Raw genomic sequence first — 25,118 nt, forward strand, 5'->3', positions numbered from 1 at the left:
TCACCCCCCCCGGCCCCCCCCGCCCGGGGCCCGCCCCCCCCGCGGGCGCCGCGGCCCCCCCGCCCCCGCCCCGCGGGGCCCCCCGGGTCCGGATGACCGGCAAGCAGCGCCGGGAACAGCTGCTGGAGATCGGCCGGACGGTCTTCGCGGAGCGCGGCTACGACGGCACCTCGGTGGAGGAGATCGCCGAGCGCGCCGGGGTGTCGAAGCCCGTGGTGTACGAGCACTTCGGGGGCAAGGAAGGGCTCTACGCGGTGGTGGTGGACCGCGAGATGCAGCTGCTGCTGGACATGGTGACCGGGGCGCTGACCGGCGGGCACTCGCGCGAGCTGCTGGAACAGGCGGCCTTCGCGCTGATGGACTACATCGACACCTCGACGGACGGCTTCCGGATCCTGGTCCGGGACTCCCCGGTGGCCCAGTCGACCGGCACCTTCGCCTCGCTGATCAGCGACATCGCGACCCAGGTCGAGGACATCCTGGGCCTGGAGTTCAAGTCCCGGGGCTTCGACGCCCGGCTGGCCCCGATGTACTCGCAGATGCTGGTCGGGATGGTCGCGCTGACCGGCCAGTGGTGGCTGGAGGTCCGCAAGCCGGACAAGGCCACGGTGGCGGCGCACCTGGTGAACCTCGCCTGGCACGGGCTGGAGGGCCTGGAGCGGCACCCGAGGCTGGTCGGCGACCGCCTGACCTGACCGTCCGCCCGTCCGCCCGCCCGTCGTCACGCCGGGCGACGGGCTACCGCCTGACCCCGACCGCGAAGATCCGCCGGAACGGGAAGACCGTCCCGTGCGGCCCGGCCGGGTAGGCCTCGCGCAGCAGCCGCCCGTACTCGGCGAGGAAGGCGGCCCGGTCGGCCGGGTCGGCGAGCCGGCCGAGGACGGGCCGCAGCGCGGTCCCCTTGACCCACTCCAGCACCGGGTCCGGCCCGGGCAGCAGGGTGCTGTAGGTGGTCTCCCAGACGTCGGCGGCGCAGCCGGCCCCGGCGAGGACGTCCAGGTACCGCCCGGGCGGGTGGACGCCGCCCCGGACGGCGTCGGCGCCGAGGGCGTCGCGCCAGCGGGCGCTGCGGCGCAGTTCGGCGAGCAGGGTGTGGCTGGGGGCCTCGAAGTTGCCGGGCACCTGGACGGCGACCACCCCGCCGGGCTCCAGGGCGTCCGCCCAGCGCGCCAGCACCGCCAGGTGGCCGTCCACCCACTGGAGGGTCGCGTTCGAGGCGATCAGGTCGGGCGCGGCCGGGGCCGGGTCGTAGTCGCGGGCGTCGGCGAGCAGGTAGTCGGCGGTGGGCTCGCCGTCGGTGCGGGCGGCCTCCAGCATCGGGGCGGAGCTGTCGAGGCCGGTGAGCCGGGCCTTCGGCCAGCGTTCGCGCAGGACGGCGGTGGAGTTGCCGGGGCCGCAGCCGATGTCGAGGACCGTCGGGGCGGGCTCGTTCGGCAGGGCGGGGACGCGGGCGAGCAGGTCGCGCAGCGGGCGGGTGCGTTCGTCGGCGAAGCGCAGGTACTGCGCCGGGTCCCAGACGGGGCTGGTCATGGTTCACCTCGCAGGTATCTCGACATCAAGATATCGCCGAAAGCCTCGCTGGCACATTTCTCGATGTCAAGAGACTTCACATCGACACATCCACCGATACACTGATCGTCATGGAGGACGAGGTCGACAGGCTGGTCGCGGCGTGGCGCCGGGAGCGCCCCGACCTCGACGTGGAGCCGCTGGAGGTGCTCAGCCGGGTCAGCCGGCTCGCCCGCCACCTCGACCGCGCCCGCCGCACCGCCTTCGCCGAGCACGGGCTGGAGCCCTGGGAGTTCGACGTCCTGACCGCCCTGCGGCGGGCCGGCTCCCCGTACCAGCTCTCCCCCGGCCAGCTGCTCACCCAGACCCTGGTCACCTCCGGCACCATGACCAACCGGATCGACCGCCTCACCGGCAAGGGCCTGGTCAAGCGCCTGCCCGACCCCGACGACCGGCGCGGCGTGCTCGTCCGGCTCACCGACGACGGCCGCGACCGCGCCGACCAGGCCCTGGCCGGTCTGCTCGCCCACGAGCGCGAACTGCTGGCCCAGCTCAGCTCCGGCCAGCAGGGCGAACTCGCCGGCCTGCTGCGGCTGCTGGTCGCCCCGTTCGACAACATCCCGGGCTGACGACCACCGCTGCGGCGTCCGGCCACGGCGCTCCGCTACGGCTTCCCGCTACGGCGTGGAGGCGATCGACGGCGGCGCGGCCGGCTCCGCCGGACTGACCCCGGCCCGGCGGGCCACCGCGACGGCGGCCAGCGTGGAGTGCACCCCCAACTTCCCCAGCACGTTCTGCATGTGGGTGCGGACGGTGTGCGGCGACAGGTACAGCCGCTCCGCCACCGCCTGCCGGCCCAGGCCCGCCACCATGCAGCGCAGGATCTGCTTCTCCCGCGGGGTCAGGGTGTCCACCAGGCGCTCACTCTCGGTGCGGTCCCGCCGGGCCGTCGTGAGCTCGCGGATCACCCCGGTGAGCAGCGCCGGCGGCAGGTGGGTCTCGTCCCGCAGCACCCCCCGGACCACCGCGAGCAACCGGGCCAGCGAACTCTCCTTCGCCACCCAGCCGGTGGCACCCGCGTGCAGCGCCCGGGCGGCGCGGTGCGGATCGTCCGCGGTGGCCAGCACCACCCCGCGCAGCCCCGGATGCGCCCGGCGGAGCCGGCCCAGCAGGGTGATGCCGTCCGGCGGCGGGGCCGTGGGCCGCAGCTGCTCGGCGCGGAGCTGGTCCGGGGGACGGGCGGCGGCGGTCGCCGGGACGGGCGGGGCGAGCGGGGCGGCACCCGGCCTGCGGGCGGCGGGCACCCCCGGGGCCGGGCGGCGCCGGGCCTCCTCGGCCGCCTCCGGACCGGGCCGGGCCCGGGCCGCCGGACCGCCCGCTTCACCCCCCAGGTCGGCGTCGATCAGCGCCACGTCGTAGGCCCGCCCCTCGGCCGCGGCCCGCTCCAGCGCCCGCTCGGCGGCGGCCGCGCTACCGGCCGCGCCCACCTCCACATCGGGCTCGGCGGCGAGCGCCGCGGCCAGTGCCTCGGCGAAGATCCGGTGGTCGTCGACCACCAGGACCCGGATCCGCCCCATCGTCACTACCCCCTGCTCAGAGCGCCCGAGCCCGGGGACGGGGGCCGGTCCGGCGTCCGCGTTCCGGACCCGCCGTTCCGCCCGCCCACCGGTGGCCGGTGAAGCCGAAAGGACGCCGGCCCCCACCGGTACCGCACTCAGCGTACGGGCCGGGAAACGCTCCCGTGGCGGTTCGGTGAAGTTTCGTCAGGTGGTGCGCGAGGGGCTGGACTTGACCGGGCGGACGACCCCCGGGGGTGCGCTCGCGGTGGAGCGCGCCCCGGGAGCCGTCCCGTTCCGGCCCGGCCGGCGGGGCCGTCGCCGGACTGCCCGCCGGTCTGCTCGCCGACCTACTCGTCGGACTGCTCGCCCGACTACTCGCCGGACTACTCGCCGGTCTGCTCCAGGGTGAACTTCCAGGCGTCGGCGACGATGTCGTCCAGGTTGGGGCGGCGCGGCGTCCAGCCCAGCTCCTGGTGGGCCCGCTCGGCCGAGGCCACCAGCACGGCCGGGTCGCCCGCGCGGCGGCCGACGACCTGCACCGGGATCTCCCGGCCGGTGACGCGCTTGACCGACTCGATCACCTCGCGCACCGAGAAGCCGCTGCCGTTGCCCAGGTTGCAGATCAGGTGCTCGCCCGGCTTGGCGGCGTCCAGCGCCAGCAGGTGCGCGTCGGCCAGGTCCGCGACGTGGATGTAGTCGCGGATGCAGGTGCCGTCCGGGGTCGGGTAGTCGTCGCCGAACACCGCGATGTGCGGGCGCCGGCCGAGCGCGGCCTGGAAGACCAGCGGGATCAGGTGCGACTCGGGGTCGTGCCGCTCGCCGTAGGCGCCGTACGCGCCGGCCACGTTGAAGTAGCGCAGCGAGACGGCGGCCAGGCCGTGCGCGACGGCCTCGCTGGTGATCATGTGGTCCATGGCGAGCTTGCTGGCGCCGTAGGTGTTGGTCGGCGAGGTCCGGGCGGTCTCGGCGATCGGCACGACCTCCGGCTCGCCGTAGACGGCCGCGGTCGAGGAGAACACCAGCTTGCGCACGCCCGCGGCGCGCATCGCCGTGATCAGCTCCAGCGAGCCCGCCACGTTGTTGCGCCAGTACTTCTCCGGGTCCACGACCGACTCGCCGACCTGCGAGGAGGCGGCGAAGTGCAGCACGCCGTCGAAGGAGCCGTCCAGCACCCGGCCGGCCTCCTGGATCCGGCCCTCGACGAACTCGGCGCCGGCCGGGACGCCCTCGCGGAAGCCGGTGGAGAGGTCGTCCAGGACGGTCACCTGGTGACCCGCCTCCAGCAGGTGCGCGGCCACCACGCTGCCGACGTAGCCGGCGCCACCCGTGACCAGGTACTTACTCATGATGAGACCTCCAGCGGGCGATGGTCCGCGCGGTCGGCGGCGCCATCGACGGAATGCGTACGACTGCGCTCAATTGTCCCTGCCCGCCGGGGTGCTCCGGACCACCGGGGCGGTCGCTCCCCGGCATTCTCACCCACTCCTCAGCCGACCTCCACGGCGCTGCCGCGCCGCCGCCCCGCGGGCAGCCCGGCAGCCCGGCAGCCCGCTCAGCCGTCGGCGGTCCGCCGGCCGTCGGCCATCCGCTCCAGCAGGCCGGTGCGCGCGGCCACCGCGGCCGCCTCCAGCCGGGTGCGCGCCCCCAGCTTCATCAGCACCCGCTGCACGTGGGTGCGGGCGGTGCTCGCGGCGATCCGCATCCCGGCCGCGATCGCCGCGGTGTCCTCGCCGTCCGCGATCCGGGCCAGCACCTGCACCTCACGGCGGGTCAGCAGCCGCAGCAGCCGGACCGCCTCGTCGTCCGGCTCCGCCACCGGGCGCAGCAACTGGTCGAAGGCCCCGCGCAGGACGTCCACCGTCACCGCGGCCTCGCCCGCCCGGGCCCGCCCGATCGCCCGCTCGACCACCTCGATCCGCTCGTCGCTGGGCACGTACCCCGCCGCCCCGGCCGCGAACGCGCAGGCCACACCCCGGAGTTCACCCACCGGCCCGAGCACGATCACGGCCACCTCGGGCCGCTCCCGGCGGATCCGGCGCAGCCCGTCGAAAGCCCCCGGCTCGCCCGGCGCGGACACCCCCAGCAGACACACCTCGGGCCGCCGCCCGGCCACCAGATCGGCCGCCACACCGGCCGGCGAGCCGACCGCGAGCACCCGGTGCCCGCGCAGTTGCAGCGCGGTGGCCAGCGCCTCGGCCAGCAGCCGGTGGTCGTCGACCACCACGAGTCGAACACCCATGACGCCCTCCCGGTCGGGGTCCGGCTCGCGCCCGCACCCCGCGGGCGGGCGGCCGATGACGCACCATCACAACGCATTCCGTACCCGACCCGCTAGGCCACCGAGGATCGCGGGACCAGCGGCGGAACGGGGCGGAGCCCGGTGCACAGAACGCGAAAGACCCCCGCCGCGAGGCGGGGGTCTTTCAGTGGAGCCCCCATGCGGAATCGAACCGCAGACCTTCTCCTTACCATGGAGACGCTCTACCGACTGAGCTATAGGGGCTTGGCCTTGCGTTTCCGCCTGGCCGGTCGAACAAGGAAGACATTACACGGCCGTCGGCCCGGAAGGGAAATCGGCTCCACCCCGGGCCCCGTGGGCCCTCAGCCCCCGGCGTGCGCCGCGTCGAACTCCTCGCGGGCCGCGAGCATCTGCCCGGCGCGGCGCTCCGTCCAGCGCCCGAGCGGGGCGACCAGCGCGGCCAGCTCGCGGCCGAGCGGCAGCAGGTCGTAGACCACCCGCGGCGGCGTCTCCGGGAAGACCGTGCGGAGCACCAGCCCGCTGCGCTCCAGGCTCCGCAGCGACTGGGTGAGCATCTTGCGGCTGACCCCGCCGACCCCGCGCTGGAGCTCGGAGAAGCGCTGCGGCCCACAGGCGGACAGGCTCATCAGGATCAGCATCGACCACTTGTCGGCGAGCTCGGCGAACAGCTCGCGACTGGGGCAGAGCTGGGCGAAGACGTCCAGCTCCGGCCCCGGCTCCGACTCCGACTCCGGCGCCCGGCCTTCGCCTGCCGGCTGCCGGCCTCCGCCTTCCGGCTCCCGCCCGACCCCGGCGTCTTCCGCCCGTCTCTCGACCTCGACCCGGGCCGCTTCCTCCGTCGTCATACGCCCAGGGTAGACCTGCGGTCTCCGATCCGCACCTGGTCTCCACTGGAGACCTGGTCTATATTGGAGACCGTTCGACGGAGCGGGCCCGCCCCGCTCCGTCCTCCTTGCCCTCCCCTGCTCACGCCGTCCCGTCCCCAGGAGTGCCCGCATGACCGCCATCCGCCCGACCGTCGCCCTCGCCTACCACTCCGGCTACGGCCACACCGCCGTGATCGCCGAGGCCGTCGCCCGAGGCGCCGCCGCAGCGGGCGCCGAGGTCGTCACGATCGCCGTCGACACCATCACCGAGGAGCAGTGGGCCCAGCTGGACGCCGCCGACGCGATCGTCTTCGGCTCCCCCACCTACATGGGCACCGCCTCCGGCGCCTTCCACGTCTTCGCCGAGGCCAGCAGCAAGCGCTGGTTCACCGACGCCTGGAAGGACAAGCTCGCGGCCGGCTTCACCAACTCCGCCTCCAAGAGCGGCGACAAGGCCGGCACCCTCGGCTTCTTCCAGACCCTCGCCGCCCAGCACGGCATGAACTGGGTCAACCTCGGCCTCAAGCCCGGCTGGAACGCCACCACCGCCTCCGAGGACGACCTCAACCGCCTCGGCTTCTTCACCGGCGCCGCCGCCTCCTCGCCCGCCGACGCCGGCCCCGAGGCCGTCCACAAGGCCGACATCGCCACCGCCGAGCACCTGGGCGAGCGCGTCGCCCGGCACACCGCCGTCGTGCTGGCCGGCCGCGCCGCCCTGGCCGGCTGAGCCCTGGCCGACTGCTGGGCCCTGGCCGACCGAGGCCGCACCGCCGCACCGCCTCGCCGCCGCACCGCACGGCTACGCCGCCGGATCCGCCCCCAACACGGGCGCCCGGCGGCGTCCGCCGTCCACCGCCGCCAACTCCGCACCCGTGGTGTCCGGCAGCAACCACAGGCAGCCCAGCGCCACCAGCCCCAGCACCCCCAGGTACCAGCCGACCGGCTGCGCCGTCCCGTACACCCCGGTCAGCCGCGTCGCCACCAACGGCGTCAGCGCCCCGCCGACCACCCCGCCCAGGTTGTACGTCAACGCGGCACCCGTGTAGCGCACCCGGGTCGGGAACAGCTCCGGCAGGAACGCCGCCACCGGGCCCATCAGGCACCCCAGCACCACCATCGCCCCGGCCAACGCCAGGAACATCAACGGCCGGCGCACCGTCTCCAGCAGCGGGAACAGCACCAGCGACCAGCCCGCCGCAAGGCCCGCCGCCCAGCGCAGCGTCCGCCGCCGCCCCCACCGGTCACTGTGCGCCGCGCTCAGCCACACCGTCACGGCCCCGCCCACCGCACCGACCAGCAGCATCGCCAGCACCACCGTGCTCGCCACCCCCAGGCCGGACGTCGCGTACGCCAGCGCGTACGTGGTGGTCAGGTAGAACAACGCGTACCCGAGCGTGATCGCCCCACCCCCCGCCAGCACCGGCCGCCAGTGCTCCCGCAGCACCTCCACCACCGGCGGACGGTCCCGCCGCTCGTCCGCCCGGAACAACGGCGTCTCCGCCAGCCGCAACCGCACGAACAGCCCCACCGCCACCAGCACCAACGAGGCCAGGAACGGCACCCGCCAGCCCCACGCCCGGAACGACCCCTCGTCCAGGGTGAGTTGGAGCACCAGGAACGCCCCGTTCGCCAACACGAACCCGCCCGACGGCCCCAACTGCAGGAACCCGCCGTACCGCCCGCGCCGCCCGGCCGGCGCGTTCTCCGCGATCAGCAGCGCCGCCCCGCCCCACTCCCCGCCCAACCCGACGCCCTGGCACACCCGCAGCACCACCAGCAGCGCCGGCGACCACCACCCCCACACCGCGAACCCCGGCAACAACCCCACCGCCACCGTCGCCAGGCCCATCAGCAACAGCGACACCACCAACGTCGCCTTCCGCCCCACCCGGTCCCCGAAGTGCCCGAACACCACCGCCCCCAACGGCCGGGCCAGGAACGCCACCGCGTACACCGAGAACGCCGCCAACAACGCCCCGGCCCCACCCAGCCCGGGAAAGAACACCGGCCCGAACACCAGGGCCGCCGCCGTCCCGTACAGGAAGAAGTCGTAGAACTCGATCGCCGTCCCGATCAACGCCGCAGCCGCGGCCCGCCTCAACTGCCCGGCCCGCCGGGCACCCTCCGCATCCATACCACCACCCTCGCCACCCCCACCCCACCCCCGCCAGCACCCACCCGAGTGACCCCGGCGCACACCCCACCCCCAGCGCCCACCAAAAAGCCCGAGCGCCGCCACCGCGACACCCGGGCCCACCTGCCCCAACCCGCCTACTGCGCGTACGGATTGCCCCCCGGAGGCACCGGCGGCACGGCAGCCCTCCGCCGACGCACCACCGCGAACACCACACCCGCCACCACCAGCAGCCCGGCCACCACCCCACCCACGACCGGCAGCACACCACCCGACCCGGACGACGCCCCAGCCTTCGGCTCCGCAGTCGGCGCACCGGCCGCAGTCCCGGCCGGACTCGGCGCCGACGACGCGGACACGGACGCACTCGCCGACGGCGAAGGCGCAGCCGAAGGCGTCACCGCATCAGCCGGAAGCGGCGACACATCCGCCGGCCCGGGATCGCCCGGATCCGTCAACGCGACCCTCGGCCGCACCGCGCCCCAACCGGCATCGTTCGTCCGGGCGTTCCCACCATTCGGCCTGCCTGCGGTATTGATGAGCACCCGCAGAATCTGGTTCGGTGACCAATCCGGATGGATCGACCAGATCAGCGCCGCTGAGGCAGACGCCAGAGCGGTCGCATCCGACGTTCCATGCCCGGTGCAATATCCAGATGGAGCCGTGCAGGCTGCGATGGTGTCCGCACCAGGAGCAACCAGAGCCACCTGCGGCCCCGTCTCCGATTCGTCGGTCACATCCCCGTTCCGACCGAAGGCTCCGACGCCGACGACGTTCGGCAGTCCTCCCGGATAGTCAACCGGGTTCCCGGACTTCGCCTCGTTCCCCACCGCAGCGAGGACCAGGGCTCCCTTCGCCCTGGCGGACACGAGGATTCGATTCAACTTGGCGACATCGTCGCTGGACGTCGTGACCGAGTTCGTCCCCTGAGAAATACTGATGACCTTGGCGCCGTTGGCGACCGCATAGTCGACCGCCTGCCCGATCTGGTCCAGGAAGTCAGCTGAAAGCACCGACCCCTCGGATCCCGTATTGATCTTCAAGGGCAGGATCTTGACTCCGGGTGCCAATCCATAAGCCCCCTTCCCGCCATTCGCCTTCCCCGTTCCCGCGATCAGCCCGGCCATCTGCGTGCCATGCCCATTGGCATCGGCACCAACTCCGCCCTTGCTGCCGCTGAAGTCCTTTCCTGACAAGAACTGCCCGGAAAGGTCAGGGTGATCCAGCTTGAACCCACCGTCGATCACTGCGACCGTGACGCCCTGCCCTGTGGAGACCTTCCACATGTCCGACGCCTTCATGGCATCCAGATGCCACTGATCATCACGAACCGCACCATTTACGGCAGCCGATGCTGCAACGGGGGAAACGGCTACACCAGCGGCTACGAGCATCGCCACGAACAGCCGTCCAGGCACCCGCCGGATCATTCGACTCATCACAACTCCTCGTCGACTTCCCCGCCTGCCGAAGCGGGGCCTGAACAGAACTGCCCGGCCACTGGGGAAAGCCCAGTGGCCGGGCAGTCGTTGCGGTCCTACTCAATCACGTCCGGATTGCTGAGCGGCGTACCGCTGGTCCACGTCTCTTCGTCCTCGTGGAGGTAGTCCGCGCGGTTACGGCGGTCGCGGTCCTTCTTACCGCCGTGACCGCCCGCACCCGGGGCCACCATGCCGTTCTGCCCGGGCCGTGCACCGCCCTCGGCAGCTTCCGCCGCAGCCGCGCGGTTGCGCAGGCCCGTGCCGCCAGGGGTGAACTCCCCACCGGCAGCAGGGCCCTTGCGGCCGCCGACCGTGCCGCCCGGGGTCGAGGTCAGACCCCGGCCGCGCGCACCACCGGCACCGCCGACGACGCCGTGGCCGCCGCCCATGCCCGGGTGCATGCCACCCATTCCGCCGCCCATGGCCGAACCGCCGACCCGGCCGCCGCCCGGCGCGCCCTCACGGCCGAAGACCGTTCCGCTCGGGAGTCCCGGGGTACCGGCCTTGCCGGGGACCGAACCGCCGCTGAACGGGCCGGTACGGAGGGGAACCGAGCCGCCGCCCTTGCCGGGGATGCCGCCGATGCCCGCCGGGAAGCCGGAGATGGGGCCGCTGCCCGGCGTGCCGGGCAGCCCGCCCCGGCCGTCGGGACCGCCGGGGTAGCCGGGAGTTCCACCCGGACCGCTCGGCAGCACCGGGCCGCCCCCGGGACCGACCGGAGTGGTCTGGTCCGGCAGGGTCGGGATGCTGTCGAGGCCGGTGCCGGGACGGGTGACCGGGTCCGACGGGTGGGACGGCGGGGTCGGGGTGCCCGGGTCCTGCGGCGGGGGCGGCAGCTGCCCGCCGCCGTAGGGCGGAGTCGGGCCGGGGTGGGTCGGGTTGGACGGATCCTGCCAGCTCGTCGCCGGGTCGCGGGGCCTCATCGTGGCACCGCCATAGTCGCCGCCAGACGGGCTGTAGCTCCCGCCGTAACTGCCGCTGCGAGGGCTTCGGACCGAGCCCCCGTAGCTGCTCCCCGAGCTACCGTTCCCCCCGTACTCCGAAGCGGAGCCCTTGTCCTTCCCCGTGGCAGGCGTTCCCGGCAGCACCACGTTGTCGTCGATCCCGTTCAACGTCGTCGTCGCTGCGGTGTAAGCCTGTGCCAGCTTCTCCATCTGGAGAATGGCTTCCTGCTTCTCCTTCTCGATGGTGGCAGCAGCCTGGGCAGCCCGGTCCTTGCTCACCCAGTTCGGGTTGAGGGAGAACATGAAGTCGTCGACCGACTTGCCGTTCAGGTCCACGTTCGACGGCATGTAGAGCGTCTGCGCCTTGGCCTTGGCCAGCAGGTCGATCTCCGTCTGCGGAGGCTTGGGCACGGCGGACTGGGCGGTACTGAGCGCCTCGCCGGCCTGGACCATGGCGTTGCCGGCGGTCGTGGAATGCTGAGCGATGATCGCTGCGGACTTGTAGAGGTTCCCCACCCAGGTCTTGAAGCCCTCAGCTGCCGGCCCCTCCCAACTGACATTGCCGAGGTGCCCCTGCAACGCCTGGCTGAGGTCCGTCAGGACGCGGCCCGCGTCCTGGAGCTGGTTCGCCCGCTTTAGTACGTCGGCGGGCTTCCCGCCGTCGACCATCCCCTTGAGTACGGCGTGGTCGATGTTGCTGAACTCCGTCGGTCCTGACATGGTCTGTTCCCCGTCTCCCCGTAAATCTCTCCAGGCACCGCTTTCAGGCCGTCACGTTGGACTTCGTCCCTGTAGGCGGAAGGTTGATGCCCGCCCCCGCCGCGATCGCCTTCTGGGCGTCCGTCGTGTGGCCCTCGTTGGTCGTGTACTGGCTGTGCGTGTCCGCGACCGCAGCCTTCATCGCCTCGATCTGCGCCGCGAAGTCCTTGTGGAGCTTGACGAGCTGGTCGTGGACCTTGTCGTAGGCGCCGTGCAGGGCCACGGCCTCGGGGAACTTCGCAGCGTCTGCGGCGTTGACGAAGCTGCCCGCGGAGACCTTCTGCTCCTGGAGCTTGTACGGCGCGGCCGCCGACCCCTCCATCGCTTTGAGCAGCGCATCGACCTTGTTGGCGAAGTTCGTGAGCGTCTGCAGCTCGACCTGGACGTCCTGCTTGCCGAAGGCCGCGACCAGGTCGCCGGCGCTGACGTTGGTCTGCACGGTGCTGACCACGGGGGCGATCTTGATCCCGTGCCCCCACGGCAGCGGGATCGTCGGCCCGTCCAGCATGAACGGCGTCGCGTCCGGTGCCCCCGGTGTCCCCGGTGCCGGCGTCGTTCCCGCGCTCGGCGTGGTCGTCGGCTCTCCCACAGCAATCCACCTCTCCCCCGTACGGCCCGCGCGTCCCGGGCGTGTCCCGGGCCCCGTCGCGCCGCAACGCACCGTCAACTTCCAAGACGTACCGTCCTGGTCGGTTCGGCCGCCCGCCCTGGGGGCGGCCCCCGCCTCTGTCATGGTAGCCACCGCCTCTGTCGGCCCGGCAGGGCCCTTGGTCCGCGCGGGCGCGATCGGTACGAACTTGACACGTCCAGTCCGGGGTCGGGCCGCTGGGTAGACTGCCCCGGTACGCCCCATCTGCCGTGCAATGTCGCTCAGCAGCGAGCCGTGGCCGCAGAACGGACGTGTGACGACATGCCTGAGCAGAGGACGCCCTGGTGGGCCCGGGCGGTGCGGCCGGAGCGGCCGCCGCTGCCGGTGGTGTTGATGGTGCGGGCCGCGGTGGGGATGGCGGTGCCGCTGGTGCTGGGGTTGTGGGCGCACCGGCTGGACCTGGGGGTGTTCGCCGGGCTGGGGGCGATGCACGCGACGATGAACGACCGGGTCGAGCCCGCGGGGCTGCGGACGGCGCGGATCGGGTCGGCGGTGGCGGCTTCGGCGGCGGGGATGCTGATCGGCACGGCCTTGCAGCACGTCCACGCGGGTGTGGTGGTGCTCGGTGCCGGGCTGACGCTGACGGCGTTCGTGTCGGGTGCGTTGAGTGCGACGGGTCCGCGCGGGTCGGCGGCGGGGATGCTGCTGCTGGTGTCGGCGGCGTTGGGCAGCGGGATGCCGTTGCCGGGGCCGTGGTGGGCGGCGGCGCCGATGATGCTGGCGGGTGCGGCGTTCGTGGTGCTGCTGGGTCTGCCCGGTCGTGCGGCCGACCCGCGCGTCCGGGCGCTGGCGGCGGCGTACGAGGCGCTCGGCCGGACGCTCGGCGATCTGGGGACGCCGCGGGGCGCGGGTTCCCGCCGGGTGTTGACGGCCCGCCTGAACCAGGTGCAGGACCTGTTCCCCGGGCACGGCCGGACGGCCCTGCGCCCGGTGTACGAGGCGGCGCTGGCGGCGACCGAGGCGGCGACGGGCCTGCTGTGGGCGTGGCGGCCGGTGCCGGCGGAGGTGGCGGCGGTGCCCGGGCAGCTGGCGGCCGCGGTGCGGCGGGGCGGCGGCGAGGTGGTGGTGCCGCGGTGGCGGCCGGACACCCCGGCCCGGCAGGCCCTGGACGTGGCGCTGCGGGCCGCCGCGGACGCGGTCGCGGGCCGGCCGGCCCGGATCGACGCGGTTCCCGCGCCGCCGCCCGACCCGTGGCGGCTCCGGGGGCGGCTGTGGTCCGCCGCGTCGGCGCGGTACGGGCTGCGGGTGGCGCTGTGCATCGCGGCGGGTTCGGCGGTGACGGCCAACTACCCGCTGAGCAAGAGCTACTGGGTGCCGATGACGATCGCGTTCGTGGTGAAGCCGGATCTGGGTTCGGTGTTCCTGCGGGCGGTGAGCCGGGCGGTCGGCACGGTGCTGGGCGTGGTGGTGACGGCGGCGCTGCTGGCGTCGACCACCGAGGAGTGGGTGCTGACGGCGGTGGCGGCGCTGTGCGTGGCGCTGCTGCCGTACGCGACGGCGGCGCACTACGGGCTGACCACGGTGGCGATGACGCCGATGGCGCTGGTGCTGCTCCAACTCGGCGGGCAGAGCAGCGCGGCCGAGTTCTGGCCGCGGGTGCTGGACACGGTCCTGGCGAGCGCGATCGTGCTGCTCTTCGGCTACCTGCTGTGGCCGGAGCGCCCGCGGCACCGGATCGAGCCGCGGCTGGTGACCGCGACGACCGCCCTGCGCTCCTACCTGGACGCGGTGACGGAGCACCGGACCGGAGAGGTGTGGCTGCGCCGGACGGCCTACCGGTCGTTGGCGGACGCCCGGCAGGAGGTCCGGCAGGGGCTGGCCGAGCCGCCGCCCACGGGCCGGCTGGCCGAGCAGTGGCTGCCGGCCACGGCGGCGCTGGAGCGGCTGGGCGGGGCGGTGGCGGCGTTCGCCGCGCAGATCCGGTACGGGGGCCGGGTGCCGGATCCGGGGGAGACCGAGCGGGTCCGGCGGGCCCTGGACGAGCTGACGGCCGCCGCCCGGGAGCACCGTCCGCCGGTCGGTCCGGCGGCCCGGCCGGACGCACCGCACGACCCGGCGCTCAGTGCGCTGGGCCGTGCGGCGGACGAGTTGGAGCTCCTGCTCAAGCAGCGGTCGTGACGAGTGGGAGCTCCTGCTCAAGCGGCGGTAGTGACAAGCTGGAACTCCTGCTCAAGCGGCGGTAGTCGAGAAGGCGGGCGGTCAGACCTGCTCGGCCAGCTCCAGCCAGGTCAGCTCCAGCTCCTCCTTCTCCTCCCGGACGGTGCGCAGCTGCCCGTCCAGTTCGGCGACCTTGGAGAAGTCCGCGGCGTGCTCGGCGAGTTGGGCGTGCAGCTTGGACTCCTTCTGGTCCAGCTTGGAGATCTGGCGCTCGATCCGCTGCATCTCCTTCTTGGCCGCCCGGAGGTCCCCGCCGGAGAGCCCGGCGGCGGGGTCGGCGGCCGGGGCCGCGGCGACGGGGGCGGCCTGCGCCGCGGCGGCGGCCATCCGGGCCCGCCGCTCCAGGTACTCGTCGACGCCGCCCGGCAGCATCCGCATCTTCTGGTCGCCGAGCAGCGCGTGGACGACGTCGGTGGTCCGCTCGATGAAGAACCGGTCGTGGCTGATGACGACCATCGAGCCGGGCCAGCCGTCGAGCAGGTCCTCCAGCTGGTTGAGGGTCTCGATGTCCAGGTCGTTGGTCGGCTCGTCGAGGAACAGCACGTTGGGCTCGTCCATCAGCAGCCGCAGCAGCTGGAGCCGGCGCCGCTCGCCGCCGGAGAGGTCGCCGACCGGCGTCCACTGCTTGTCCTTGCCGAAGCCGAACTGCTCGCACAGCTGGCCGGCGCTCATCTCCCGGCCCTTGCCGAGGTCGACCCGGGAGCGGACCTGCTCGACGGCCTGCAGCACCCGGGTCGTCGGCTCCAGTTCGGCGACCTCCTGGGACAGGTAGGCCAGCCGCACGGTCTTGCCGACCTTGATCACGCCGGAGGTGGGCTGGACGTCGCCCTCGCTGGCGTAGGCGTCGCGCATGGCGCGCAGCAGCGAGGTCTTGCCGGCGCCGTTGACGCCGAGCAGGCCGATCCGGTCACCGGGGCCGAGCTGCCAGGTGAGGTTCTCCAGCAGCAGCTTGGGGCCGGCCTTGACGGTGACGCCTTCCAGGTCGAAGACGGTGCGGCCGAGCCGGGCGTTGGCGAACTTCATCAGCTCGCTCTTGTCCCGGGGGTCCGGCACGTCGGCGATCAGGGCGTTGGCCGCCTCGATCCGGTAGCGCGGCTTGGAGGTGCGGGCGGGGGCGCCGCGGCGCAGCCAGGCCAGCTCCTTGCGGGCGAGGTTCTGGCGCTTCTGCTCCTCGACGGCCTCGATCCGGGAGCGCTCGGCGCGGGAGAAGACGTAGTCGGAGTAGCCGCCCTCGTACTCGTGCACCTCGCCGTGCTGGACGTCCCACATCCGGGTGCAGACCTGGTCGAGGAACCAGCGGTCGTGGGTGACGCAGACCAGCGCGGAGCGGCGCTTCTGCAGGTGCTGGGCGAGCCAGTTGATGCCCTCGACGTCGAGGTGGTTGGTGGGCTCGTCGAGGATGATCAGCTCGGGGGAGCCGAGCAGCAGCTTGGCGAGGGCGATCCGGCGTCGCTCGCCGCCGGAGAGCGGGCCGATGACGGTGTCGAGGCCGTCGGCGAAGCCGGGCAGGTCGAGGCCGCCGAAGAGGCCTTCGATGATGTCGCGGATCCGGGCGTCGCCGAGCCACTCGTGGTCGGCGCGGTCGGCGATGACCTCGTGCCGGATGGTGGCCTTCGGGTCGAGCGAGTCGTGCTGGGTGAGGACGGCCGGTTCGAGGTTGCCGCTCCAGGTGATCCGGCCGCCGTCGGGCTCCTCCAGCTTGGCGAGCATCCGGATCAGGGTGGTCTTGCCGTCGCCGTTGCGGCCGACGACGCCGATCCGGTCGCCGTCGCTCACGCCCAGGCTGACCGCGTCCAGCAGGGTGCGGGTGCCGTAGACCTTCGTGACGGACTCGATGGTGGCGAGGTTGACGGCCACGTGTGCTGCGCTCCTGGGTTCGGCGGTCGGGGGCGGGCCCAGCCCGCCCCTCTCTCGGGGACGACCCGATCACCCCAGCCTAATGGGCGGGCCGCGACGCCCTCACCGCGTCGAGCGCCCCCCACCACGCCGCCCGAGCGACGCCCCCGGCACACCGGAGGACCGACGCCCTCACCGCACCGGACGCGGCACCCCACCCCGTCGGAGTCAGACGACCGAGGCCCCCGGCACCGGCCCGTAGGTGGCGTGCGCGGCCCGGCAGGTGCCGGAGGCCAGCAGCGCCCGGGCGACGGTGGCCGCCGCCTCGGCGTCCTTGGCCAGGAAGGCGCAGGTCGGTCCGGAGCCGGAGACCAGGGCGCCGAGCGCACCGGCCTCGGTGCCGGCCCGCAGGGTGGCGGCCAGCGCGGGGCGCAGGGAGAGCGCGGCGGCCTGGAGGTCGTTGGTGAGCGCGCCGGCCAGGGCGACGGCGTCGCCGTCGGCGAGGGCGGCGAGCAGGGCCCGGTCGGCGTCGGGGGTGGGCACCTGGAGGTCGCTGGAGCCGGTGCCGGCCTCCTCGCGGAGCCGGTCGCACTCGCGGAAGACGGCGGGGGTGGACAGGCCGCCGTCGGCGACCGCGAAGACCCAGTGGAAGGTGCCGTCGACCGGCAGCGGTTCCAGGATCTCGCCCCGGCCGCGGCCCAGCGCGACACCGCCGAGCAGGGCGAAGGGCACGTCGGAGCCCAGTTCGGCGGCGAGGTCCAGCAGCACCGGGAGCGGGGTGTCGAGCTGCCACAGCGCGTCGCAGGCGACCAGCGCGGCGGCGCCGTCGGCGCTGCCGCCGGCCATGCCGCCGGCGACCGGGATGGCCTTGGCGATGTGCAGGTGGACGCCCGGGTCGGCGATCCCGTGGTGGGCGGCGAGCAGCCGGGCGGCGCGGGCGGCGAGGTTGCTGTCGTCGAGCGGGACGGCGTCGGCGTCGGGGCCCGAGCAGGACAGCGTCACGCCGTCCGCCGGGGTGGCCGTGACCTCGTCACCGAGCGCGACCGCGAAGAAGACGTTGGCCAGGTCGTGGAAGCCGTCGGCGCGCAGTCCGCCGACCCCGAGCTGGGCGTTGACCTTGGCCGGTACCCGTACGGTGATCACTCGCCGTCCTCAGCAGGCTCGTGTCCGGCGGGCTTGTGCTCCACCGGCTTCTGCTCCACCGGCGGCTTCTGCTCCACCGGCTTGTGCTCGGCGATCGCGGCGAACTGCTCCACCGTCAGCATCTCGCCGCGCAGCTTGTGGTCGATCCCGGCGGCCGCGAGCGCCTGCTCGGCCCCGGCGGCGGAGCCGGCCCAGCCGGCCAGCGCGGCGCGCAGGGTCTTGCGGCGCTGGGCGAACGCGGCGTCGACCACCGCGAACACCTGCTCGCGGGTGGCGGTGGTCCTCGGCGGCTCGCGGCGGATCAGCGAGACCAGCCCGGAGTCGACGTTGGGGGCGGGCCAGAACACGTTCCGCCCGATCGCGCCGGCCCGCTTCACGTCGGCGTACCAGTTGGCCTTGACCGAGGGAACGCCGTAGACCTTGTTGCCGGGCTTGGCGGCGAGCCGGTCGGCGACCTCGCTCTGCACCATCACCAGGGTCCGCTCGATGCTGGGGAAGGTCGCCAGCATGTGCAGCAGGACGGGCACGGCCACGTTGTACGGCAGGTTGGCGACCAGCGCGGTGGGCGCCGGCCCGGGCAACTCGGTGACCTCCATGGCGTCGCTGAGGACCAGCGCGAAGGCGTCCGCCTTGCGGGGCATCCGGCCCGCGACGGTGTCCGGCAGGTGCCGGGCGAGCACCGGGTCGATCTCGACCGCGGTGACGTGCCGGGCGACGTCCAGCAGCGCCAGCGTGAGGGAGCCGAGCCCCGGCCCGACCTCCACCACCGCGTCCTGCTCCGTCACCTCGGCGGCGCGGACGATCCGCCGCACGGTGTTGCCGTCGATGACGAAGTTCTGCCCGCGCTGCTTGGTCGGCTTCACGCCGAACGCGGCCGCCAGTTCGCGGATGTCGGCGGCGCCCAGCAGGTGGCTGTCAGGGGTGGGGTCGGTGCTGCTCACGCGCCAAGGATACGGGCGCGGGCGGCACTCAGAGTTCGACCACCGCGGCGAGGTCGATCTCCACGGGGTACGGGACCGAGGTACGGAGCACCCCTTCGTGCTGGGCGACGGGCAAGTAGACGCCCTTCTCCTCGTCCCGGTGGAACTCGTGGACGATGGGCAGGTCGTCGATGCCGCGCTCGACCCGCCAGTAGTGGGGGATGCCCTTCTCGGCGAACTGCCCGGGCTTGCCGAAGCGGTCCCTGGCCCGGGTCCCGGGCGACACCACCTCGACGGCCAGAACCACGGACTCGACCGGCAGACAGTCCAGCTCGAAGACGTCGAGACCGGTCTTGTCGAACACCACCACATCGGGCTTGGCCGTGTTGCTCTCGTCCAGCAGCATGCACCGCTCCAGCAGGACCGCACAGGGCTCGACGCGCGCAGCGAACAGCCCTCGCTCCAGCCCCGAACGCACCAGGTCATGCCAGAAGTTCGTCTGCCCCCGGACCACAATGACTCCGTCCACCAGATCCCACTCGAACGGCAGGTCGAAATCCTGAGCCTGCTCGTACGTCCAGCCCTGGGCTGGCGGAAGGAACCATTCGACGCGATCGTCCACGGGTTCGCTGATCGGCTCGGCGGTCATTGCCACCTCCCTCACTGCACTCATGCTAACCAGCCTAGGAAGAAGCCGGGAGTGCCGAATCGTTCCTTCGAAACCCGAAACCCGTTCGACCCGCTCAGTACCCGAAGGCCCGTGCCGTGTTCGCCGCGATCGCCGTCGACAGCTCGTCCTCGTGCAGCCCCAGGGTCGCCGCCATCGACCGCACCGTGACCGGGATGAGGTACGGCGCGTTCGGCCGCCCCCGGTACGGGTGCGGGGTGAGGAAGGGGGCGTCGGTCTCGACCAGGATCCGGTCGAGCGGGGTGGCGAGCAGGGCGTCGCGCAGCGGCTGGTTGGCCTTGAAGGTGACCGGGCCGGCGAAGGAGAGGTACCAGCCGTGCTCGGCGCAGACCTTCGCCATCCCGGCGTCGCCGGAGTAGCAGTGGAAGACGGTCCGTTCCGGGGCGCCCTCGGCCAGCAGGACGGCGATGACGTCCTCGTGGGCGTCGCGGTCGTGGATGACCAGGGCCTTGCCGTGCCGCTTGGCCATCTCGATGTGGCGGCGGAACGACTCCTTCTGGATCTCCACGCCCTCCGGCCCGGTGCGGAAGTAGTCCAGCCCGGTCTCGCCGACGGCGCGGACCTGCGGCAGCGCGGCCAGCGCGTCGATCTCGGCGAGCGCCTCGTCCAGCGCCGCCTGCCCGCCCGCGAGCCGCTGCTGCCCGGACCACCCGTCGGCGTCGCCGAGGAAGATCCGCGGCGCCTCGTTGGGGTGCAGGGCGACGGCCGCGTGCACCTGCTCGTACTGCGCCGCCAGCTCGGCGGCCCAGCGCGAGCCGGGCACGTCGCAGCCCACCTGGACGACCGTGGCGACCCCGACCGAGGCGGCCCGGGCGAGCCCCTCGGCCGGGGTGCCGGCCTGCATGTCGAGGTGGGTGTGCGAGTCGGCCACCGCCACGGCCAGGGGTTGCGGCAGCGGCGGCGGGGTCGACCGGTCGTCGTCCTTGCCGGCCATCAGGAGGCCGGCTTCTCTTCGAGGCGCGGGAACAGGATCTCGCCCTTGGTGACGGTGGCGCCGACGGGCAGCCGGCCCCAGTCACCGGTGGTGGCGATGCGCTGGTCGGCGAGCGCGCCGAGGCCCTCGGCGGCGCCCAGCGAGGCCCACAGCTTCTCGGCGGTGGACGGCATCACCGGGTTGAGCAGCACGGCGGTGCCGCGCAGCGCCTCGGCGGCGGTGTAGAGGATGGTGGCGAGGCGGGCCTGGCCCTCCTCGGACTCGTCCTTGGCGACCTTCCACGGCTCCTGCGTGGTGAGGTAGCCGTTGACCTGCTTGACGAACTCGAAGATCGCCGCGAGGCCGCCGGCGAAGTCCAGCTCCTCGCCGATCTTGGCGTCGGCGGCGGCGACGGCGGCGGCCAGCCCGTCCGCGACGGCCTGCTCGGCCTCGCCCGCGGCGGTGGCGACCGGCAGCGTCCCGCCGAAGTACTTGCCGACCATCGCGGCGACCCGGGAGGCCAGGTTGCCGAAGTCGTTGGCGAGCTCGGAGGTGTAGCGGGCGGTGAAGTCCTCCCAGGAGAACGAGCCGTCCGTGCCGAACGGGATCGCCCGCAGGAAGTAGTAGCGGTACGCGTCGACGCCGAAGTGCGAGGTGAGGTCGGTGGGCGCGATGCCGGTCAGGTTGGACTTGGACATCTTCTCGCCGCCGACCATCAGCCAGCCGTTGGCGACGACCCGCTTGGGCAGCGGCAGGCCCGCGGCCATCAGCATGGCCGGCCAGATCACCGCGTGGAAGCGCAGGATGTCCTTGCCGACCAGGTGGACGGAGGCCGGCCAGAGCTCGGCGAAGCGCTCCGGGTCGCTGCCGTAGCCGGCCGCGGTGATGTAGTTCTGCAGCGCGTCGACCCAGACGTAGAGGACGTGCTTCTCGTCCCAGGGCAGCGGCACGCCCCAGTTGAAGGTGGAGCGGGAGATCGAGAGGTCCTTGAGGTCCTGCTCGACGAAGCGCAGCACCTCGTTGCGAGCCGAGGCCGGCTGGATGAAGCCGGGGTTGGCGGCGTAGAACTCCAGCAGCCGCTCGGCGTAGGCGGAGAGGCGGAAGAAGTAGTTCTCCTCCTCCAGCCACTCGACCGGCTTCTTGTGGACGGAGCAGAGCTTCTCGTCCTCGGTGGCGCCGTCGAGCAGTTCGGCGGGGAGCTTGAACTCCTCGCAGCCGACGCAGTAGGGGCCGGAGTAGCCGCCCTTGTAGATCTCGCCCTTGTCGAACAGGTCCTGGACGAACTCCTGCACCCGGGCGGTGTGCCGCTCCTCGGTGGTGCGGATGAAGTCGTCGTTGGCGATCTCCAGGTGCTGCCAGAGCGGCTTCCAGGCCTCCTCGACCAGCTTGTCGCACCACTCCTGCGGGCTGACGCCGTTGGCCTCGGCGGTCCGCATGATCTTCTGACCGTGCTCGTCGGTGCCGGTCAGGTACCACACCTTCTCGCCGCGCTGGCGGTGCCAGCGGGTGAGGACGTCGCCCGCCACGGTGGTGTACGCGTGGCCCAGGTGGGGACGGTCGTTGACGTAGTAGATCGGAGTGGAAACGTAGTACGCCGGGGCGCTCGTCCCGGTGGTGCTGTGGTCTGAAGTGGCCGCCATGGTCGGAAAGCTTAGTCGGGCCCGAACGCACCCCTCGACCGGATATCGCCCGGGCGTACCGCGGGGCCGCCCGCCGCACTGCTCGCGACGGGCGGCCCCGGCCGCGCTCCCCCGGACCCGTCGGCCCGGTCGGCTCAGGACCCGTCGGCCCGGTCAGCCCAGGAGCCGCGACCAGAACCGGGCCCAGCGCCCCTGCGGCCGGGCGGGCCCGGTGGCCGGGGCCGGCCGGGCCGGCTCGGCGTGCGCGGGGTAGCCGGGGGCGTGCTGCCAGGGCTGGTCGGCGCCGGCCACCCGGCCCTCGCGCATGATCCGGACGGTGTGTCCACCGCAGCCCGGGCAGGTCGGCTTGAGCAGCGGGGACGGCACCCGGACACCGTTGGCGTGGTACTCGAACACGATGTGACCGTCCCGGGCCACGTGGTGCTCGATGTCGTACGCCTGCTCCCAGCCGTACCCGCAGCGCAGGCAGGCGAAGGAGTAGGCCTCCCGGACGGTCTCGACGGGAGTGTGCGCCCGCCCCGCCAGGCCGGGGGCGTTCAGCGCGTTGCCACTGCGGGGGCTACCGATCGTGTCGCTCATAGCCAACTCCCAGTGCCCGTCGGGCGCTCGCCCGGCTGGGTCTTTCCGTTCAAGGAAATGCCCGTACCGCCCTGGCTGACGCCCTTCTTGTGAAGACTTGGATGCGGGTTGGCGAGCCCTATACAAAGGGCGCGTCGGGAACCGGAATCCGGGGTCGAACCTTCATCGCAGCGGGCGTTTAGCCGGGCCTTCCCTCCAAGGTACGACTCCCCGCCCGCCACGCAACCCCCGGAATTCACCCCTTTTTCAAAGCCCCTTCCACGGCTTCCCGCTTCGCCGCGACGACCGCGTCGAAGACCTCCCGCTTGGGCACGGACAGTTCGACCGCGACCGCCGCGATGGCCTCCTTGCGCCGCTCCCCGGCCTCCTCCCGGACGGCCACCAGCCGGGCCAGTTCGGCCGGGGTCAGCTCCTGGGGCGCGGCCGGCGGGGCGCCCGCGACCACGACGGTGATCTCGCCCCTGACGCCGTCCGCGGCCCAGGCCGCCAGCTCGCCGATCGGCCCGCGCTTGACCTCCTCGTAGGTCTTGGTGAGCTCGCGGCACACGGCGGCCGGGCGCTGCGGCCCGAAGGCCTCCGCCATCGCGGCCAGCGCCTCGGCGATCCGGTGCGGCGCCTCGAAGAAGACCATGGTGCGCGGTTCGGCGGCGACGGTGGCCAGCTGCCGGGCCCGGTCGCCGGTCTTGCGCGGCAGGAAGCCCTCGAAGGTGAAGCGGTCGACCGGCAGGCCGGACAGCGCGAGCGCGGTGAGCACCGCGGACGGCCCGGGCACCGCGGTGACCTTGACGTCGGCCTCGACGGCGGCGGCCACCAGCCGGTAGCCGGGGTCGGAGACGGACGGCATCCCGGCGTCGGTGACCAGCAGCACCCGGGCGCCGCCGAGGAGCGCCTCGACCAGCTCGGGGGTGCGGCCGACCTCGTTGCCCTCGAAGTAGGAGACGACCCGCCCGGCCGGGGTCACCCCGAGGGCCTGGGTGAGCCGGCGCAGCCGCCGGGTGTCCTCCGCCGCGATGACGTCCGCCGTGGCCAGCTCGGTGAGCAGCCGGGGCGGGGCGTCCGAGACGTCGCCGATGGGGGTGCCTGCGAGAACGAGTACTCCTGTCACGGGCCCCATCCTCGCAGCTCCGGGCCGCCGGGGCGTTTGGTGACGATTCGGTCAGCTTCCGAGGGACCGGTCACACGTACGAGGAGCGCCCCTACGATGTGGCGGATGAACGGCGACACGGCGGCGCAGACGCCCACGGGTACGGACCACTCCGCGCGGGGCGGTGTCGGCCTGCCGTCCCCCCGCTCACCGGAGTCACCCCTGACACCGGAGCCACCCCTGGCACCCGCGCCCTGGCGGGAGCGCCTGGCCGGGTTCGGCTACCGGGCCCGCCCGACCGGCACGCTCACCGAGCGCCTCGTCCCGCCGATGCCGGACGGCCCCGGGGTGACCCGGCCCGACGTCGCGCAGTCCCCGCTGCTGCTGCGGCTGGGCCTGCGGCTGCCGCAGGGCCTCTGGTACTTCCTGTGCCGCTGGTCCGGCTGGCTGGGCCCGGTCGCGGTCGCGGTGTTCGCCGGGCTGCTGCGGTTCACCGGCCTCGGCCAGCCGCACGCGATCATCTTCGACGAGACGTACTACGCCAAGGACGCCTACGCGCTCTGGCACGGCGGCTACGAGATCAACTGGCCGGAGGACGCCAACACGACGATCATGACGCCGGGCGCGGCCGTGCCGTACCGCTCGACGCCGTCGTACGTGGTGCACCCGCCGGTGGGCAAGTGGATCATCGGCGCGGGCGAGCAGCTGTTCGGCATGAACCCCTTCGGCTGGCGGTTCGCCGTGGCCCTGCTCGGCACCCTGTCGGTGCTGATGCTGGCCCGGATCGCCCGCCGGATGTTCCGCTCCACCCTGCTGGGCTGCGTGGCCGGCCTGCTGCTCTCGGTGGACGGCCTGCACCTGGTGCTCAGCCGCACCGCCCTGCTCGACCTGGTGGTGATGTTCTGGATCCTCGCCGCCTTCGGCTTCCTGGTCCTGGACCGGGACCGCACCCGGGCCCGGCTCGCGGCCAGGCTCGGCGGGGTCGAGGACGCGGTGCTCGCCCAGCGGCTCCACCTGGGCTGGCGCCCGTACCGGATCGCGGCCGGCGTCTGCGTCGGCCTGACCTGCGCCACCAAGTGGAGCGGCCTGTACGTCGCGGCCGCGTTCGGCCTGATGACCGTGCTGTGGGACGTCGGCGCCCGCCGGCTGGCCGGCGCCCCGCGCCCGTACCCGGCGGTGCTGGCCCGGGACGTGGTGCCCGCCTTCGTGTCGGTCGTCGTGGTCTCGGTCGCGGTCTACGTGGCGTCCTGGTGGGGCTGGTTCGCCAGCAGCAACGCGCCCGGCCAGGGCGGCTGGGGCCGGGACTGGGCGGTCGGCCGCTCCACCGACTACCCGTGGATACCCGAGGGCCTGCGGGCCCTGTGGCACTACCACTCGACGGTCTACGAGTTCCACACCCACCTGACCGACCCGCACACCTACCAGTCGAACCCGTGGTCCTGGCTGGTGCTGGGCCGCCCGGTGTCCTTCTACTACGAGTCCCCCAAGCTCGGCCAGAGCGGCTGCACCGTCGCCGACTGCGCCCGTGAGGTGCTGGGCATCGGCACCCCGCTGCTCTGGTGGACGGCCCTGCTGGCGCTGGTCTACTGCCTGTGGCTCTGGGCCTTCCGCCGGGACTGGCGGGCCGGTGCGCTGCTGTGCGGCCTGGCCGCCGGCTACCTGCCGTGGTTCCTCTACCAGCAGCGGACGATCTTCCTCTTCTACGCGGTGGTCTTCGTCCCGTTCCTGGTGCTCGCCGTGACGATGCTGATCGGCGCGCTGATCGGGCCGGCCGGCGCCTCCCGGGACCGCCGGATCATCGGCTCGGCCGCGGCCGGGCTGCTGGTGCTGCTGATCATCTGGAACTTCCTGTACTTCTATCCGCTGTTCACCGGGCAGACCATCCCGCTGAGCGACTGGCGTGCCCGGATGTGGTTCAACAGCTGGATCTGAGACCCCCGTGACCAGCGGCGGAAGCGTCCGGGGAGGGCACGCACACGGTCCCCCTCCAACCGTCC

At 73.3% G+C, this 25,118-nt stretch carries 22 protein-coding genes and 1 tRNA gene; 5 read left to right on the top strand and 18 right to left on the bottom strand.

Annotated elements, in window-relative coordinates:
* Positions 1-92: 92 nt before the first annotated feature.
* Entirely contained in the window at positions 93-695 is a 603-nt protein-coding gene (locus ACFWXO_RS13860) for a TetR/AcrR family transcriptional regulator (protein WP_375892821.1), read from the top strand.
* Between the two features lie 43 nt (positions 696-738).
* Here ACFWXO_RS13860 and ACFWXO_RS13865 read toward each other — a convergent pair whose 3' ends face one another.
* Positions 739-1,530, bottom strand: a complete 792-nt coding sequence (locus tag ACFWXO_RS13865; RefSeq protein ID WP_380523994.1) for a methyltransferase domain-containing protein — start codon at positions 1,528-1,530, stop codon at positions 739-741.
* A gap of 110 nt (positions 1,531-1,640) precedes the next feature.
* On the opposite strand from ACFWXO_RS13865, the gene ACFWXO_RS13870 reads away from it, so the two are divergent.
* Positions 1,641-2,138: a MarR family transcriptional regulator gene (locus tag ACFWXO_RS13870; protein WP_360231165.1), complete on the top strand. Its 498-nt coding sequence runs from the start codon at positions 1,641-1,643 to the stop codon at positions 2,136-2,138.
* 48 nt (positions 2,139-2,186) lie between these two features.
* Here ACFWXO_RS13870 and ACFWXO_RS13875 read toward each other — a convergent pair whose 3' ends face one another.
* The 5 genes from ACFWXO_RS13875 to ACFWXO_RS13895 form a co-directional block, all read right to left on the bottom strand.
* The gene (locus ACFWXO_RS13875) at positions 2,187-3,086 is read right to left on the bottom strand and encodes a LuxR C-terminal-related transcriptional regulator (protein WP_380523996.1); all 900 of its coding nucleotides are present in this window, start codon (positions 3,084-3,086) and stop codon (positions 2,187-2,189) included.
* A gap of 365 nt (positions 3,087-3,451) precedes the next feature.
* A complete protein-coding gene (gene galE, locus ACFWXO_RS13880) occupies positions 3,452-4,414 on the bottom strand; it encodes a UDP-glucose 4-epimerase GalE (protein ID WP_375892711.1) in 963 nt (320 codons plus the stop codon).
* Between the two features lie 206 nt (positions 4,415-4,620).
* Positions 4,621-5,307: a LuxR C-terminal-related transcriptional regulator gene (locus tag ACFWXO_RS13885; protein ID WP_380397605.1), complete on the bottom strand. Its 687-nt coding sequence runs from the start codon at positions 5,305-5,307 to the stop codon at positions 4,621-4,623.
* A 188-nt stretch (positions 5,308-5,495) separates the two neighbouring features.
* A tRNA-Thr gene (locus ACFWXO_RS13890) sits at positions 5,496-5,571 on the bottom strand.
* Positions 5,572-5,669: 98 nt separating this feature from the next.
* Positions 5,670-6,173, bottom strand: a complete 504-nt coding sequence (locus ACFWXO_RS13895) for a winged helix-turn-helix transcriptional regulator (RefSeq protein WP_380523998.1) — start codon at positions 6,171-6,173, stop codon at positions 5,670-5,672.
* Positions 6,174-6,324: 151 nt separating this feature from the next.
* On the opposite strand from ACFWXO_RS13895, the gene ACFWXO_RS13900 reads away from it, so the two are divergent.
* Positions 6,325-6,921, top strand: a complete 597-nt coding sequence (locus ACFWXO_RS13900; protein WP_380524000.1) for a flavodoxin family protein — start codon at positions 6,325-6,327, stop codon at positions 6,919-6,921.
* A 72-nt stretch (positions 6,922-6,993) separates the two neighbouring features.
* On the opposite strand, the gene ACFWXO_RS13905 is transcribed toward ACFWXO_RS13900, so the two are convergent.
* From ACFWXO_RS13905 to ACFWXO_RS13920, 4 genes are all read right to left on the bottom strand, one after another.
* The gene (locus ACFWXO_RS13905) at positions 6,994-8,328 is read right to left on the bottom strand and encodes an MFS transporter (protein WP_380524002.1); all 1,335 of its coding nucleotides are present in this window, start codon (positions 8,326-8,328) and stop codon (positions 6,994-6,996) included.
* Between the two features lie 137 nt (positions 8,329-8,465).
* Positions 8,466-9,767: a S8 family serine peptidase gene (locus ACFWXO_RS13910; RefSeq protein WP_380524004.1), complete on the bottom strand. Its 1,302-nt coding sequence runs from the start codon at positions 9,765-9,767 to the stop codon at positions 8,466-8,468.
* Positions 9,768-9,865: 98 nt separating this feature from the next.
* On the bottom strand, positions 9,866-11,473 hold the full coding sequence (locus ACFWXO_RS13915; RefSeq protein WP_380524006.1) for a WXG100 family type VII secretion target: 1,608 nt from the start codon (positions 11,471-11,473) through the stop codon (positions 9,866-9,868).
* 43 nt (positions 11,474-11,516) lie between these two features.
* Positions 11,517-12,101, bottom strand: a complete 585-nt coding sequence (locus ACFWXO_RS13920) for a hypothetical protein (RefSeq protein ID WP_380524007.1) — start codon at positions 12,099-12,101, stop codon at positions 11,517-11,519.
* Between the two features lie 321 nt (positions 12,102-12,422).
* Here ACFWXO_RS13920 and ACFWXO_RS13925 point away from each other — a divergent pair, with 321 nt between their 5' ends.
* Complete coding sequence (locus tag ACFWXO_RS13925) at positions 12,423-14,279, top strand: FUSC family protein (RefSeq protein ID WP_380524009.1); 1,857 nt, start codon at positions 12,423-12,425, stop codon at positions 14,277-14,279.
* 81 nt (positions 14,280-14,360) lie between these two features.
* On the opposite strand, the gene ACFWXO_RS13930 is transcribed toward ACFWXO_RS13925, so the two are convergent.
* From ACFWXO_RS13930 to rsmI, 8 genes are all read right to left on the bottom strand, one after another.
* Complete coding sequence (locus ACFWXO_RS13930; RefSeq protein WP_380524010.1) at positions 14,361-16,175, bottom strand: ABC-F family ATP-binding cassette domain-containing protein; 1,815 nt, start codon at positions 16,173-16,175, stop codon at positions 14,361-14,363.
* A gap of 207 nt (positions 16,176-16,382) precedes the next feature.
* A complete protein-coding gene (locus tag ACFWXO_RS13935; RefSeq protein ID WP_375892727.1) occupies positions 16,383-17,297 on the bottom strand; it encodes a 4-(cytidine 5'-diphospho)-2-C-methyl-D-erythritol kinase in 915 nt (304 codons plus the stop codon).
* Positions 17,294-18,238 carry a 16S rRNA (adenine(1518)-N(6)/adenine(1519)-N(6))-dimethyltransferase RsmA gene (gene rsmA / locus ACFWXO_RS13940; protein ID WP_380524013.1) on the bottom strand — a complete coding sequence of 315 codons (945 nt, stop codon included), beginning with the start codon at positions 18,236-18,238 and terminating at the stop codon, positions 17,294-17,296. The genes ACFWXO_RS13935 and rsmA overlap by 4 nt, the downstream gene beginning before the upstream one ends.
* 28 nt (positions 18,239-18,266) lie before the next feature.
* Positions 18,267-18,890, bottom strand: coding sequence for a Uma2 family endonuclease (locus ACFWXO_RS13945; protein WP_380524014.1), 624 nt, complete (start codon positions 18,888-18,890; stop codon positions 18,267-18,269).
* Between the two features lie 70 nt (positions 18,891-18,960).
* Positions 18,961-19,839: a TatD family hydrolase gene (locus tag ACFWXO_RS13950; RefSeq protein ID WP_380524016.1), complete on the bottom strand. Its 879-nt coding sequence runs from the start codon at positions 19,837-19,839 to the stop codon at positions 18,961-18,963.
* Positions 19,839-21,458 carry a methionine--tRNA ligase gene (gene metG / locus ACFWXO_RS13955; RefSeq protein WP_380524018.1) on the bottom strand — a complete coding sequence of 540 codons (1,620 nt, stop codon included), beginning with the start codon at positions 21,456-21,458 and terminating at the stop codon, positions 19,839-19,841. The genes ACFWXO_RS13950 and metG overlap by 1 nt, the downstream gene beginning before the upstream one ends.
* 153 nt (positions 21,459-21,611) lie before the next feature.
* Complete coding sequence (locus ACFWXO_RS13960) at positions 21,612-22,043, bottom strand: hypothetical protein (RefSeq protein WP_380524021.1); 432 nt, start codon at positions 22,041-22,043, stop codon at positions 21,612-21,614.
* A 229-nt stretch (positions 22,044-22,272) separates the two neighbouring features.
* The gene (rsmI, locus tag ACFWXO_RS13965; RefSeq protein WP_375892733.1) at positions 22,273-23,142 is read right to left on the bottom strand and encodes a 16S rRNA (cytidine(1402)-2'-O)-methyltransferase; all 870 of its coding nucleotides are present in this window, start codon (positions 23,140-23,142) and stop codon (positions 22,273-22,275) included.
* 105 nt (positions 23,143-23,247) lie between these two features.
* Here rsmI and ACFWXO_RS13970 point away from each other — a divergent pair, with 105 nt between their 5' ends.
* On the top strand, positions 23,248-25,053 hold the full coding sequence (locus ACFWXO_RS13970) for a dolichyl-phosphate-mannose--protein mannosyltransferase (RefSeq protein WP_380524023.1): 1,806 nt from the start codon (positions 23,248-23,250) through the stop codon (positions 25,051-25,053).
* Positions 25,054-25,118 lie beyond the last annotated feature (65 nt).

Origin of the sequence: Kitasatospora sp. NPDC059088 (genome assembly GCF_042738155.1) — a bacterium.
Lineage (GTDB): Bacteria > Actinomycetota > Actinomycetes > Streptomycetales > Streptomycetaceae > Kitasatospora.

Excerpts from the sequence above, each read along its gene's own strand:
- ACFWXO_RS13860 (WP_375892821.1), top strand. The coding sequence starts at position 93 with ATGACCGGCAAGCAGCGCCGGGAACAGCTGCTGGAGATCGGCCGGACG.
- ACFWXO_RS13865 (WP_380523994.1), bottom strand. The coding sequence starts at position 1,530 with ATGACCAGCCCCGTCTGGGACCCGGCGCAGTACCTGCGCTTCGCCGAC.
- ACFWXO_RS13870 (WP_360231165.1), top strand. The coding sequence starts at position 1,641 with ATGGAGGACGAGGTCGACAGGCTGGTCGCGGCGTGGCGCCGGGAGCGC.
- ACFWXO_RS13875 (WP_380523996.1), bottom strand. The coding sequence starts at position 3,086 with ATGGGGCGGATCCGGGTCCTGGTGGTCGACGACCACCGGATCTTCGCC.
- galE (WP_375892711.1), bottom strand. The coding sequence starts at position 4,414 with ATGAGTAAGTACCTGGTCACGGGTGGCGCCGGCTACGTCGGCAGCGTG.
- ACFWXO_RS13885 (WP_380397605.1), bottom strand. The coding sequence starts at position 5,307 with ATGGGTGTTCGACTCGTGGTGGTCGACGACCACCGGCTGCTGGCCGAG.
- ACFWXO_RS13895 (WP_380523998.1), bottom strand. The coding sequence starts at position 6,173 with ATGACGACGGAGGAAGCGGCCCGGGTCGAGGTCGAGAGACGGGCGGAA.
- ACFWXO_RS13900 (WP_380524000.1), top strand. The coding sequence starts at position 6,325 with ATGACCGCCATCCGCCCGACCGTCGCCCTCGCCTACCACTCCGGCTAC.
- ACFWXO_RS13905 (WP_380524002.1), bottom strand. The coding sequence starts at position 8,328 with ATGGATGCGGAGGGTGCCCGGCGGGCCGGGCAGTTGAGGCGGGCCGCG.
- ACFWXO_RS13910 (WP_380524004.1), bottom strand. The coding sequence starts at position 9,767 with ATGAGTCGAATGATCCGGCGGGTGCCTGGACGGCTGTTCGTGGCGATG.
- ACFWXO_RS13915 (WP_380524006.1), bottom strand. The coding sequence starts at position 11,473 with ATGTCAGGACCGACGGAGTTCAGCAACATCGACCACGCCGTACTCAAG.
- ACFWXO_RS13925 (WP_380524009.1), top strand. The coding sequence starts at position 12,423 with ATGCCTGAGCAGAGGACGCCCTGGTGGGCCCGGGCGGTGCGGCCGGAG.
- ACFWXO_RS13945 (WP_380524014.1), bottom strand. The coding sequence starts at position 18,890 with ATGAGTGCAGTGAGGGAGGTGGCAATGACCGCCGAGCCGATCAGCGAA.
- ACFWXO_RS13950 (WP_380524016.1), bottom strand. The coding sequence starts at position 19,839 with ATGGCCGGCAAGGACGACGACCGGTCGACCCCGCCGCCGCTGCCGCAA.
- metG (WP_380524018.1), bottom strand. The coding sequence starts at position 21,458 with ATGGCGGCCACTTCAGACCACAGCACCACCGGGACGAGCGCCCCGGCG.
- ACFWXO_RS13970 (WP_380524023.1), top strand. The coding sequence starts at position 23,248 with ATGAACGGCGACACGGCGGCGCAGACGCCCACGGGTACGGACCACTCC.